Consider the following 11,855-nt stretch of genomic DNA (forward strand, 5'->3'; position numbering starts at 1 on the left):
GACGGCCACGGCCTCGAAATCGTCGGTGGTCATCCGCAATGGAGTGGCGTGTTTCTTGGCTGCTGCCATGTTGAAAGCTCCTCGGCTGTACAGGATTCGGCTGTGAGACAGTCCGGTGCCGCACCCAGCCGACAAGCGCGGCGCCGGGGACTGCTGCACGGATAGGTGACAACCGAATTGGCTTGCCCGTCGGGCGGGCCGGAAGGATGTCACTGTGCCCAAGCCGTATCCCCGCGAGTTCCGCGATGATGTCGTGCGCGTCGCACGCAACCGCGATGAGGGTGTGACGTTGGAACAAGTCGCCGCCGATTTCGGGGTCCACCCGGTGACGCTGTCGAAATGGATGCGCCAGGCCGATGTCGACGAGGGCGCCAAGCCCGGCACCAGCACGAGTGAGTCGGCCGAGTTGCGGGCGGCGAAACAGCGAATCCGGTTGCTGGAACAGGAGAATGAGGTCCTCGAGCGGGCCGCGGCCTATTTCGCGCAGGCGAACCTGCCGGGAAAATGATCTACCCGCTCGTCCGTGAGCTGGCCGCCGACCCGATCCCCGTCACGGTGACGTGCCGGGTGCTGAAACTGGCGCGTCAACCGTATTACCGGTGGCTGGCCGCCCCGGTTACCGACGCCGCACTCGAGCAGGCGTATCGAGCCAACGCGTTGTTCGACGCCCACCGTGACGATCCCAAGTTCGGGTATCGGTTCCTGGCCGATGAGGCCCGCGCCGCCGGCGAGGCGATGGCCGATCGCACCGCGTGGCGGATCTGCTCGGCTCAGGGTTGGTGGAGCGTGTTCGGGAAGAGACGCAGCGGCAAGGCCAGACCCGGTCCGCCGGTCCATGATTTTGCGCGGTCACCGACGTCTACTCCAACCGGATCGTGGGCTACTCCATCGACTCGCGGATGAAATCGACACTGGCCGTGCGCGTGCTCAACAATGCGGTAGCTCGCCGCGGCGACATGACCGGATGCATTCTGCATTCCGACCGCGGGTCGCAGTTTCGAAGCCGAAAGTTCGTGCGCGCCTTGACTCGTCACGGCATGGCCGGGTCGATGGGCCGGGTGGGCGCGGCCGGTGACAACGCCGCCATGGAGAGCTTCTTCGCGCTGCTACAGCGCGACGTTCTCGACCGCCGAACCTGGTGCAGCCGTGAGGAATTGCGTATCGCGATCGTCACCTGGATCGAACGGACCTACCACCGCCGACGACGACAAGCCGCTCTCGGCCGTTTGACGCCGATCGAATACGAGACCATCATGACCCCACCGGCCAGTCAGGCCGCGTGATCACAGCTGTCACCTGATCGTGCAGCAGTCCCCCCGGAGTGTGGGCGTGACTAGCGGGCCAGGCCGTGCTCGGCGCGGCCTGGCCGCGCCTGTTCTCCTGAAGCGGCACGAGCGAACAGCCTGCGCCGCAATCGTTCTCGCCGCGCGGCTGCGCACGGCAATGGTCATACGCGCAGTCGATTCCCCACTTGCTGCGCAATCTGCAAATCGGGCTGCGCCACTTGTTAATTCAGACGGTCGAGATCATTCTGACGCACAACGGGATTCGGGCGGAAGGAAAAGCGATGCGAGGCAGCGGGTTCGGGCGAAGGGGATTCCTCGGTGCGCTAGGCATCTCAGGGATCGCGATTGCGATCGGGATGTCGGCCTCCCCCGTTGCGCGGGCGATCGCGGGCGCACGGGCGTATGTCGGATGCTTCACCACGGGCGGTCAGGGACGCGGAATCATGGTCACCACGGTGGATCCGGGTAGCGGGCGACTGACCATGGACAGCACCATCGAGACCACGGATCCGACGTCTCTGGCGATGTCCCCGGACGGGCGATTCCTGTACGCGGTGAACGAGTCCGACGGCGCGGGCACCGCCACCGCGATCGACCTGACGACGCAACCGCCGACAGTGCTCAATACCGTTGCCGTGGAGGGCAATAGGCCGATTGACCTGTGTGTGACCCCGGATGGGCGCTGGCTGCTCACCGCGAATTACGAGTCGGGCAGCGTGACCGTGCTCGCCATCGCCGCGGACGGCAGCATCGGCGATGTCACCGATGTGGCCCAGCATTCCGGCTCGGGTCCGAATGAGCGTCAGAAGGGCCCGCACGCCCGCCAGGTGCACGTCGACCCGTCCGGAAACTGGATACTCGCGACCGACCTGGGCGCGGATTCGGTCTTCGTCTATCAGCTCGCCGACGGCAAACTGAGCCAGCAGTCCCAGGCCACACTGCGCCCGGGCAGCGGCCCCAACCAGCTGTGCTTTCACCCCGACGGACGCAGCGCCTACCTCGTCAGCGAACTGGCTGTGGCGGTGACCGTGTGCGATTGGAATGCCGACCGCGGCGAACTGCGGCCCGGATTCACCATCGGCACGGCGGACCCCACCGGCCTCTTCGGGAACTATGCCGCCGCACCGGTGGTCTCCCCCGACGGCCGATACCTCTACGTGGCCAACTGCGGCCACGACAACATCGCCGCCTTCGCCGTCTCCGGCGCCACCCTGACACTATTGGGACGCACACTCTCCGGCGCCAGGCGGCTCTACGGCCTGACAATTTCCCCCGACGGCCGCCGCCTCTATGCCGCGCATCGGGGCACGAACACGGTCACCTGGCTCGACCTCGACCCGTCCACCGGCCTCCCCGGCCCGGCATCGAAAGCGCTGGACGCACCGTCCGCCACCACGGTGCTCTTCGGCTAGGTGGCTGTAATGACATTCGAGAAGCCGCAGGCAGCGACACCGAACCGGTAGCGGTCACCTAGACGTGCGCCGGTAGGACTCGACCGCCAGTAGGGCGGAAAAGTCGCTGCCCGGCACGAGATGGTCGGCGCCGAAGGCTTCGCAGGCACACCGGAGAGCCGCTTGTGAACCCCATCCGACGGTGTCGTAGTAGAGGCTGCGAGCCATCGCGCTCGGAGCGAGCAGCATCGTGAGGTTCGATTCCCCGGCGCTTACCCGGCGCGCTCGTCAAATTGCCCACGGGCCGAGTCCTTTCCCCCACGGTCGCGGTGCCCCTGTTCGTCCTCGCCGCGATCGCACTGAGCACCACGATGCTGCCGTGGACGTGGCTGAGCGGCCGCCAGCAGATCGTCGTGATGGCCGTCACCAGTGAGGTCGGCCGGTGGAGCGCTGCCGGGTGACTTCGGCGACGCTCGCCCAGTCGAGGTCCGCGCCGATCTGGTCGACCGCGGTGGCGAACACGTCGTGCAGGACCGGTCCGGCCGGTAGGTCGACGCCGAGTTCAGCGGCGATGCCCAGCGCGAGATTCAGGTCCTTGAAGCCCAGGGTGGTGGTGAACCCTGGCGGCGTGTATGTGTTCGTCGCGATGGCGTTGCCGTAGCCGCTGTACACCGCGCCCGGGAAGATCGGATCGTTGATCATTTCGACGAATCGTCTCGCGTTCAGCTCGGCGTGCTGCAGCAGGGTGATCGATTCGGACAGTGAGCTTCCCGGCCACCACCGCCTCGGGTCGGCCGACTACCGGGGCGCTGAGGTAACCCCCGCCCGGCATCCTGGAACTGGAGAAGTCCAGCGTCACCGGCTTGGTCGATCGAGCCGAGCGGCGTGGCCTGGTGCGACGGATCGCTGTTCCCGGAAACCGGCGCGCCGTCCATGTCACCGTCACCACCGACGGCCGAGCCGTCGTGCACCTGGTGCGCGAGGCGGTCCGAGCCGAGATCGGCGATCTGGCAAGCACTTTGAGCGAGAGGCAGCAGGGCTCCTTCCGTCGATCGATCGAAACACTGATCCTGCATTACGTCACCCAGCACGCCATTCCGGTGTGAGCATCTTCGATGCCCGGCGGCCCAGCCCTCGACGTCACCCCCGACGCATGGGACGCGCCTTCATTGCACGCGTGCACATCGACGGGTCCCGGCTACCTGCCCGGTCCGACTGGCCACACCACCAGCCGGCAGACCAGCTTGCCCTGGTCCGGCATCAGCCACAGGCGTGGTGGGCCGATGTTGTGATGTGGGCCTTGCTCTTTGCTTGCCACCACAGCAAACAGCCTGGCCGAAGCTCCCACCGGACCGGGCAATCCGCCGCGGCGGGGCCAACTCTGCGTGCGTGCGGAACTCGGCATGTGCGGATGCGCTGCGCCGCAGTCGATCTCGCAGCAAACGCCCGACCGGCGGCAGAGTAGTGCGTTGAGTCACCGGTCGGTGTCAGGCGAGTGCCCCATCCGGGCTCATGCAGAATGGGCTGCGGCCCACCATGCGACGAGACGATCAGCCATGGGATCCACCGCATGGAGTTCCGGGCTCAGTCCGAAGTGATCTTCTAGTTCCCGCCAGAGGAACTCGCTGATCTCGGCCCGGCCGGCTCCAGCGTTCAGTCTCGACAGCAACGGTGCTAGCAGGCAGTCGTACTCGTCGTCCACCATGTCGGCGACGCCGATCGGATCCCACTCGTTGAGCAGGTATCTCAGATTACTATCGCCCGGCTCCATACCCACAATGTTCGCTCTTCGCACCGACGCACGCAATTCGGCAGTTACGGATGGCTATGAGATCGACTGGCGGCCAACCACTCTGGATCCCCGAACGGCCGATATGCGTCATTACCGTACATTTGCCCCTTTGGTTCCGTATCAGAACCTCCCGCCTCCCGCTGATCGCATCCCGTAGGTAGTGCATGAACGTGGGCCATCGGGTGATCTTGCCGCCCGAATCGAAAACGTAGGCGGGTCCGGCAGTAATCGCGGGCGCAGCGGACCTGCGATGGCGACGATGTAGCAGCCGTCCAGAATTGCAGCGATCGGGATCAGGAGTTCGATTGCATGGAGGGCCATGGCCCGCTGTACAATTCATATGACCGGGGGTCTGGTGGTGGCATCTACCGGCGCATTGCAGGAGTAGAGCACCAGTGTCCGATGTTGTGCAAACAATCTTCGACAGTAACGCTTTCGGGGATGTTGTTGTCACGAAGGCCGATGACCGTTGTACGGCGCGGTTCAGGAAAGCGGATTCGTCGGTGGTAACCATCGAACGTGTCGGTGCGCGGACGCGTCGCAGCGTTCCGATCGGGACCAGGGATGCGAGCTGTCTCGCGGCGTGGGTGAACGACCGTCGGATGAAGGTGCTACCAGGGCGCGGCCGCGCGCTCAAACGTAGCTATCGTGTGGTCGCCGAAATCGATGACCGTGTGCTGACTTTGGAACCGATATCCGGTGGCGCAAGCAGATTCCTCAACGGTGGGCCGCGAGAGATCGAGAAGTCGTTCTGCACGTTTGCCATGCTGAACAACGGGTCGGTCTATGTGGAGTGGAAGACGCCGACCACGACCGAAGCGCTCGGACACACTGTCGAACCACCACAGCCCACAGAAGAGGACGTCCTGACCGGATTCGCACTCGTGGCGGCATTCGGTATCGGGTCGCTGTCGTGGGTAGAAATTATCCTCAATTTTGTTGGGGCATTCGGCTGAGCACATTGCGGTGTCGGATCGACAAGACCAAACGATCTCACCGTCATCGCAGTTGATCGCCACCAGCTCCGCCAGAATCGGGCGCAGCTGCGCCCGCGATAGTCGGCAACTGTGGAGGTTCGTGAGATCAGCTGTCAGCTGACAACGCACGATAATCGGCAGTTGCGGACATTCGCGAGATCAGCTGGTGGCCAACGGTTATGGCTCACTCCAACGCCCGCGTGGCGGCATTACAGGTCATTCTGTGGGATCGAGTGTGGTTCTGTCGTAACGTGATTGGGAGTTGCCTGCAAGGCTGTGTAGCGAAGCGGTGGGCGGTGTCCGCGCGGATTGACCCTGTTGTGTCGGTTGTGGTCCGAGGTCCCCGGGGTTTCCGGATGGGTTGTGACGAATGCCGGGCTGGCCGTTGTGCTGCTTCGACGCTGGTGCGAGATCGCAATGGTCAGTCTGTCTGCAGGACGAAAAACAGGAAGCCCAAGAAGCTTTCGCCGACGACCTCGCGGAACAACTCGGGAAACAGATCGCGGGCGGTAGACACGGGTGGCGGTTCGCTGATGACATTGATGCGAAAGCCCGACGCGGTGAATGCATCGGTCATCGCGTGCAGCGGACGGTCCCAGAACTTCAACTGGGTGGTCTGCCCGCCCATCGTCCACTCTTCGGTCCGCTCACGGGTCTGGAAATAGTCGGTCTTCGCCCCGGCCGTGCGCTCGGTGATCCAGATGGCGAAAGGATGCTCGACCGACGCGATGAGTCGGCCCCCGGGCTTCAGGACGCGTCGCAGCTCGGTCAGTGTCGGACCCCAGTCCTGCAGGTAGTGCAACACCAGGGATGCAACGACGTCGTCGAACGCGTCGTCGGGAAACGGCAGCGGGTTCGCGAGGTCGGCGATCCGCAGGTCCGCCGCGGCGCCCAGTCGCTGCCGAGCCAGCTCCAGCATCTCGGCACTCGCGTCGATGCCGGTCACGATGGCACCACGGTCGCGCAGCTCAGCGAACAACGGACCTGATCCACAACCAGCGTCGAGGATCCGCCGACCGGTCACGTCCCCGGCGAGTTCCAGCACCGCGGGCCGCTCGTAATAGGCGTTCAGCAAGCTGGTCTCGTTCTCGGCGGTGTACCCCTCGGCTATGCCGTCGTAGTTGTACGCCGGGGCAGGATCGGCGGGAAGCGCAGTGCCTTCCGGAACTGGAGTCATGCGCCCCATCCTGGCACACCAGCATGTGCATGCAGCGTAAAGCCTTGTCAGACAACCAATCTGAATACTCGACAATCACCCGCTGTGCGGCAGGAGTTGTTGTTCTGACCGAAGGTCCCTGGCGGATTGTGGTCAGGCACCGAAGAATAACCGCGACATTTCGCGCTGCATTCGGCATGTGCGTGCATTGGAAGTTTATGTCGCCCAACCAATTCGGACGGCCGACCGACGAGCGATATGCGGCTACTCGAGGTCTGGTGTTGGGGTCGGATCCCGGCCAGGATCTGGTCCATGAGGGGACGTTCGCAGGAGTGTGATCAGCGATTTCTGATGACACCCCAGGATGAGCGGGATCAGCCGAGTGCCCCTGGGCGGCAGGTTGGAATGACTCTGCCATCCGGAACAAACCGCGGCTACGACTGTTTGGTGACCAACGCGTGGTATGCGGTGTGGGTTCAGGCGGTCAGGCGGCGGCCGACGACTGATGGTTGGCCGCGTCCTGGGTCGCGACTGGATGGGTGGCCGGGGCGTGTTCTGGGTTCGGTTGGATCTGGGTGACGGTCGGCGGGGTGGTGGGTGTCAGTCGAGGTATGCGTTGGCTTGGGCGCGGTACATGTCGGCGTAGTGGCCGTTGTGATCGATGAGTTGTTGGTGGGTGCCTTGTTCGATGATGTGGCCGTGGTGCAGGACGTAGATGTGGTCGGCGGTGCGGACCGAGGAGAAGCGGTGTGAGATGAGCAGTACGGTGCGGTCGTGGCAGAGGGTGCGCAGGGTGGTGAACAGGTCGGCTTCGGCGCGGGGGTCCAGCGCGGCGGTGGGTTCGTCGAGCACGATCAGTGGGGCGTCGCGGAAAAAGGCGCGGGCCAGGCTGATTCGCTGCCATTGGCCCATGGACAGGTCGGTGCCGTCGGTGTACTCGGCGCTGAGTTGGGTGTGGTATCGGTGGGGCAGGGTGTCGATGAACGCGGCCGCGCCCGCCTGGGTGGCGGCGGTGTGGATGCGGTGCTGGTTGTCGATGTCCGGCGGGCGGCCCAGCCCGATGTTGTCGGCGGCGCTGAGTTTGTAGCGCTGGTAGTCCTGGAACAGGACCGCGCACACGTTGCGGAGTGTGGCGGAGTCGGTGACGGTGTGCCCGTCCAGGCGCAAGGTTCCGCCGGTGGGCCGGTAGAGGCCGGCGAGGAGTTTGGCGAGGGTGGTTTTGCCCGAACCGTTGTCCCCGACCAGGGCGATCACCTGACCGGCCGCCAAGCGCACCGAAACCCCTTGCAGCGCGGGAACATTCGAGCAGGGGTAGGTGAACCACAGGTTGTCGGCGGTGATTTCGGTGAATTGGGTGGTGACGGCGGCGGGTTCGGCGAGGCTGGTGTCGGTGCCGAGGAAGCTGCGCAGGTCGTTCATGAACAGCATGCTGGTTCCGGCGCCGCCCACCATCGCCGCGGTGCTGCGGACCTGCCCGCTGAGCAGGTACATCGCGGCGAGCCCGGTCAGTGCGGTCGCGGTGTCCAGGTGCCCGGAGGCGGTGAGGACCATCATGATCGCGACTCCGGCGGCGACGATCGCGTCCGACAGCAGGCGTGCCCGGATCTCGCGCCAGGTGTAGTGACGCAGCAGCGTGGCCTGTTGATGCAGGTACTGCTGGTAGCAGTGGTCGAGGCGTCCCCACAGCAGGTGGGCGGTGTCGAAGGCACGCAGCTCTTTGGCCTCGTCGCGGCCGGTCAGCAACTGTCGCAGGTAGTTGCGGGTGCGGGTGTTCTCGGTCAGTTCGACCGCGAGGGCGTAGGTGGCGCGTCGGCGCGCCAGGGCCACCCGGACCGCGGGGGCGGCCGCGGCGGCGATGATCGGGAGCACCCAGGGGCTGACCCTCAGCAGCGGCACGGCGATCGCCAGCAACAGCACGACGGTGCGCAGCCCGGTGATCACCGTGGTCAAGGTCATCGGCACGGAGCTGCGGGCGGCGGTCACGGCACGCTCGACACGGTTGTGGAACTCCGGGCCTTCGAAGTCCTCGAGCGGGGCCGATGTAGCCGCGGCCACGACTGCACGCAACGCCGACCGCTCGATCTTGATGCTCAACAGCCGGGACACGGCGCTGTTCACCTGCGTCAGCGCGGCACCGAGGCTGCCCAGCGCGAGCAGCACCACGGTGGACACGGCCAGCCCGGCCGGGTTCGCGGCGGTGGTGGCGCCCATCAGGTGGTGCAGGGCGGTGCGGGCGACGAGCAATCCTGCCCCGGTACCGGCGGCGCCTGCGGCGGCGAGGACGAGCGCGGCCGAGACCAGGCGGCGGTCGGCCCGCCAGGCCAGCACGAGGGAGAACGAGTACAGCCGTCCCAGATCGCGAACCGACAGCCGCCGTGAACCTTCCACGGCGGCTGTGCGCTCGCACCCCGCACCCGCAGGTGGCGGTGTCGTGCTCGCGTCGATGGTGACTCGCCCGGTTATCCCACACCCGTCCGTTTTGACACTGCATGCAGGTGCCGGGAGGTGCGGCGCGGGGCCGCACCTCCCGGCGGTCACCGCGCTAGGGGGCGGGGACTTCACAGCATGCCGTCCCGTTGACGACACCGACAACCGCACAGGTTGAGCTGGCGGTACTGATACATTCCGCGACCGTATCGCTGCTCGTGCTGAGCATCTCGTCGCAGGCCGGCAGGGTTTCACAACACTGGTTGCCGGCTTCGCAATCCTCGCAGGTGCACATGATGTTTACCTTCTTTCTTCGCCAAGGGGGATCCTTGGCCATCGGCCGATGTCGGCCGATGTCTGGGGCGTCGTTGTCGACGCGGGAGTCATCCGGGCGAGCAACTGCGCCGCGTCGCCCGGATACCAGTGGTCGGTGATCCGCCCGTCCGGGCCGAACAACACCGCGCGGGGCGTCCCCCGGATCCGGAACCGCTCGGTGAGCGAGGCGACCGCGTCCGGGTCGGTGACGACCGGCACCCGCATCGGCCTGTGCTCGAGCAGCCGTGCGCACGCGTCGCCGTCACCGCGGCAGACCAGGACCAGTCGCGGCCGGTGCCCGTTGAGCGCGGCGGACAATCCGTCGAGGATCTTGTGGCACGACGAGCAGGTCGGCGAGACGAACAGCAGCCCGCCCGGGTGCCCGGCGAAATCGGTGGCACCGACCGGCTCCCCGCCGGTGGCCGTGACCGCGAATTCCGGTGCGCGCCTGCCGATCATCGCTCGCCCGGGATCCGGCGGATGGCGCAGCCGATCCAGTGACCGGGTCACACCCATCATCAACAGTGCCTGCGCGCCGACCAGAATCCACAACGTCAGCAGCGAAATCATCAATGGTGCCGACATCACCGGGTCCCCTTCCCCGCCGCAGTCGTGACGCGCGATACCAGCACAGTCCGTGACAGCACCGGTAACTCGAACGCCCACATCGCGACGACGACGGCGGCCACCGCGAACCCCACCGCGGCGAGCAGATCCTGGCTACCGACCCCTCCCGCCCACACCGGCCCCGACCCGCCTGCGGCCCACCGATGCACCGCAAGATCAACGACCGCGGCCAGCAGCACCAGCAGCCGTCCCACGGTGCGCCAGGAGATGTCCTCACTGTGCGGGCCGAAACAGCCACACGACACCAGACGGCCCCGAGACAGGTTCACCACCACCGCCGCCAGGAACACCAGCGACAACACACCGGCCACCAGCAGCGCGTACCCCAGCGCGAGCCCGGTCGCCAACCCGGCACCAGCCAGCAGCTCGACCGCGACCACGCCACCGGCCACGACGGGAACCAGCCGCACCGGCACCATCTCGTAGTCCCGCACGACCCCCGCAAAACTTCGGAAATCCGTCAGCTTCGCCACCCCCGCGGTACAGAACACCGCACCCAACGCGAACTGAACGGCCAACCACAGGTCGGTCGACACCAGGCACCTCCAGCCCTGACATCCCGACCCATTTACGTGACATAAATTACATAGCTGACAGCTATTATTTCGTTACAGGCAACTGCCGGGCCCGAACACCTTGTCACGGCATAAACACGCGACGCGCCGCTCGTCATCGGAGCGGTGGTAGATCGCGCCGGGCAACCGCGCGCAGCCTGACATCGGCCATATGCGTGCGTTGGAAGCCCTGTCGCCCAACCGATCTGGAGGATTGATCAACGCTCGCCATGCGGCATTTTCGCGCATTCGGTCCCCGGACCGGACGGCTCATGGAAGCCTTTATGTCGCGGTCATGCTTGAGAGACAAGGGTTTTGACATGGACGAGCCGAGTCGCCAGTTGCTCGCACAGCTGTGGGCCGAACACCGGTCAGCCCCATTTCCGCCACGCTGCCGAGGCGTGGACATCGAAGATGTGGAGCTGGTACTGGTCGATGCGAACATCGCGGGATGCGTCTCGGTGGCGCTTTCGAGGGCGCTGGACGATTGGCGTCGCCGAGTCCTGAGCGAATGCATTGGCGATCTGGACAGAATCATGCACCACTTCGAAGACGAGTACGAGGCGGAATACTTCGGACGGTTGCGTGACATGGCCATGACGTTGTATTCACTCGACCAGGCTGAGATCGAAACCAGACCATCGCCCTGACATCGGCTTGTGCGTGGGAAGACCGTGCCGCTCAACAGATCTGAGCGGTTGACCGCCTGAACCCACAGGCATGAGGGGGGTGTTGGTGGTGGTACTGCGTCGGGCTGTGCGGTGGGTCCGAGCCCGATGCTCGGACCCACCGCCCGTCACGATTGCCATCGGCCAGGCGTGAGCCGGGCATGCCTTGGGGTGCGGCGGGGCCGGACCCGATCGCTACCGCTTGCGCGACACATCACAGTATTTCGGTATGCCGGTCGGCGATGTCGATGGATTTCGGCCTGCCTCAGTCGGTGCCGTCCTGCACCGGATAGTCGATGGCGACCACACCGCCGGTGGCGTAGTTGACGACATCGGCCGCCGCCCGCTGGCCGTACGTCGACGCCCGCGACGCGGCCAGGGCGGCGGCGTCGGCGAAGTCGGCTTCGAAGACCGCGAAATACGGCGCTTCTCCGTTGGAAGCCGCCACGTCGAAGCTGTAGCGCCACGCGAGCAGGCCGGGCCAATTCCTGACCAGCGGAAGGTGTTTGGTCACGTAGTAGTCGCGGAAGTGGTCGGGATCGACGGGCTTGGGATACAGGACCAGCAACCTATGCATGACTGCCTCCTACATCGCTGGGTGCGCGACATCCGGATTCGGGTGAGGACGGAGGAGGCTTCAGTCGAATCGTCATATGCGCAGG

The 11,855-nt window shown here is 65.5% G+C and carries 11 protein-coding genes and 1 pseudogene; 5 read left to right on the forward strand and 7 right to left on the reverse strand.

Annotated features, from left to right (window positions below; all coding sequences use genetic code 11):
- Positions 1-214 precede the first annotated feature (214 nt).
- Positions 215-1,283, forward strand: a pseudogene (locus F5544_RS24680) (IS3 family transposase).
- A 284-nt stretch (positions 1,284-1,567) separates the two neighbouring features.
- Positions 1,568-2,698: a lactonase family protein gene (locus F5544_RS24685; RefSeq protein WP_167475388.1), complete on the forward strand. Its 1,131-nt coding sequence runs from the start codon at positions 1,568-1,570 to the stop codon at positions 2,696-2,698.
- A 402-nt stretch (positions 2,699-3,100) separates the two neighbouring features.
- Here the strand turns inward: F5544_RS24685 and F5544_RS24690 are convergent, their stop codons facing one another.
- Positions 3,101-3,379: an NAD-binding protein gene (locus F5544_RS24690; RefSeq protein ID WP_238846640.1), complete on the reverse strand. Its 279-nt coding sequence runs from the start codon at positions 3,377-3,379 to the stop codon at positions 3,101-3,103.
- A 137-nt stretch (positions 3,380-3,516) separates the two neighbouring features.
- On the opposite strand from F5544_RS24690, the gene F5544_RS24695 reads away from it, so the two are divergent.
- Positions 3,517-3,783 (forward strand): MarR family winged helix-turn-helix transcriptional regulator, encoded by a 267-nt coding sequence (locus F5544_RS24695; RefSeq protein WP_428847180.1) that lies wholly within the window; start codon positions 3,517-3,519, stop codon positions 3,781-3,783.
- A gap of 404 nt (positions 3,784-4,187) precedes the next feature.
- Here the strand turns inward: F5544_RS24695 and F5544_RS24700 are convergent, their stop codons facing one another.
- Complete coding sequence (locus tag F5544_RS24700; RefSeq protein WP_167475389.1) at positions 4,188-4,448, reverse strand: hypothetical protein; 261 nt, start codon at positions 4,446-4,448, stop codon at positions 4,188-4,190.
- 416 nt (positions 4,449-4,864) lie between these two features.
- On the opposite strand from F5544_RS24700, the gene F5544_RS24705 reads away from it, so the two are divergent.
- Complete coding sequence (locus F5544_RS24705; RefSeq protein ID WP_167475390.1) at positions 4,865-5,425, forward strand: hypothetical protein; 561 nt, start codon at positions 4,865-4,867, stop codon at positions 5,423-5,425.
- Between the two features lie 442 nt (positions 5,426-5,867).
- On the opposite strand, the gene F5544_RS24710 is transcribed toward F5544_RS24705, so the two are convergent.
- The 4 genes from F5544_RS24710 to F5544_RS24725 all read right to left on the reverse strand — a co-directional run bounded on the left by F5544_RS24710 (position 5,868) and on the right by F5544_RS24725 (position 10,507).
- The gene (locus tag F5544_RS24710) at positions 5,868-6,623 is read right to left on the reverse strand and encodes a class I SAM-dependent methyltransferase (RefSeq protein WP_203217340.1); all 756 of its coding nucleotides are present in this window, start codon (positions 6,621-6,623) and stop codon (positions 5,868-5,870) included.
- Between the two features lie 579 nt (positions 6,624-7,202).
- Positions 7,203-8,990 carry an ABC transporter ATP-binding protein gene (locus F5544_RS24715; RefSeq protein WP_167475392.1) on the reverse strand — a complete coding sequence of 596 codons (1,788 nt, stop codon included), beginning with the start codon at positions 8,988-8,990 and terminating at the stop codon, positions 7,203-7,205.
- 339 nt (positions 8,991-9,329) lie between these two features.
- Positions 9,330-9,929, reverse strand: coding sequence for a TlpA family protein disulfide reductase (locus tag F5544_RS24720; RefSeq protein ID WP_167475393.1), 600 nt, complete (start codon positions 9,927-9,929; stop codon positions 9,330-9,332).
- Positions 9,929-10,507, reverse strand: coding sequence for a MauE/DoxX family redox-associated membrane protein (locus F5544_RS24725; RefSeq protein WP_167475394.1), 579 nt, complete (start codon positions 10,505-10,507; stop codon positions 9,929-9,931). Before F5544_RS24725 ends, F5544_RS24720 begins: the two co-directional genes overlap by 1 nt.
- A 419-nt stretch (positions 10,508-10,926) precedes the next feature.
- Between F5544_RS24725 and F5544_RS24730 the strand changes: the two genes are divergently transcribed.
- Positions 10,927-11,175, forward strand: a complete 249-nt coding sequence (locus F5544_RS24730; RefSeq protein ID WP_167475395.1) for a hypothetical protein — start codon at positions 10,927-10,929, stop codon at positions 11,173-11,175.
- A 283-nt stretch (positions 11,176-11,458) separates the two neighbouring features.
- On the opposite strand, the gene F5544_RS24735 is transcribed toward F5544_RS24730, so the two are convergent.
- Positions 11,459-11,770 carry an EthD family reductase gene (locus tag F5544_RS24735; RefSeq protein WP_167475396.1) on the reverse strand — a complete coding sequence of 104 codons (312 nt, stop codon included), beginning with the start codon at positions 11,768-11,770 and terminating at the stop codon, positions 11,459-11,461.
- Positions 11,771-11,855: the final 85 nt, after the last annotated feature.

The sequence above is a fragment of the Nocardia arthritidis genome (assembly GCF_011801145.1).
Classification (GTDB): Bacteria; Actinomycetota; Actinomycetes; order Mycobacteriales; family Mycobacteriaceae; genus Nocardia; species Nocardia arthritidis_A.

Bases quoted from the DNA above. Each gene is read 5' to 3' on its own strand.
- F5544_RS24720 (WP_167475393.1), bottom strand. From the start codon at position 9,929: ATGTCGGCACCATTGATGATTTCGCTGCTGACGTTGTGGATTCTGGTC.
- F5544_RS24700 (WP_167475389.1), bottom strand. From the start codon at position 4,448: ATGGAGCCGGGCGATAGTAATCTGAGATACCTGCTCAACGAGTGGGAT.
- F5544_RS24710 (WP_203217340.1), bottom strand. From the start codon at position 6,623: ATGACTCCAGTTCCGGAAGGCACTGCGCTTCCCGCCGATCCTGCCCCG.
- F5544_RS24690 (WP_238846640.1), bottom strand. From the start codon at position 3,379: ATGATCAACGATCCGATCTTCCCGGGCGCGGTGTACAGCGGCTACGGC.
- F5544_RS24685 (WP_167475388.1), top strand. From the start codon at position 1,568: ATGCGAGGCAGCGGGTTCGGGCGAAGGGGATTCCTCGGTGCGCTAGGC.
- F5544_RS24735 (WP_167475396.1), bottom strand. From the start codon at position 11,770: ATGCATAGGTTGCTGGTCCTGTATCCCAAGCCCGTCGATCCCGACCAC.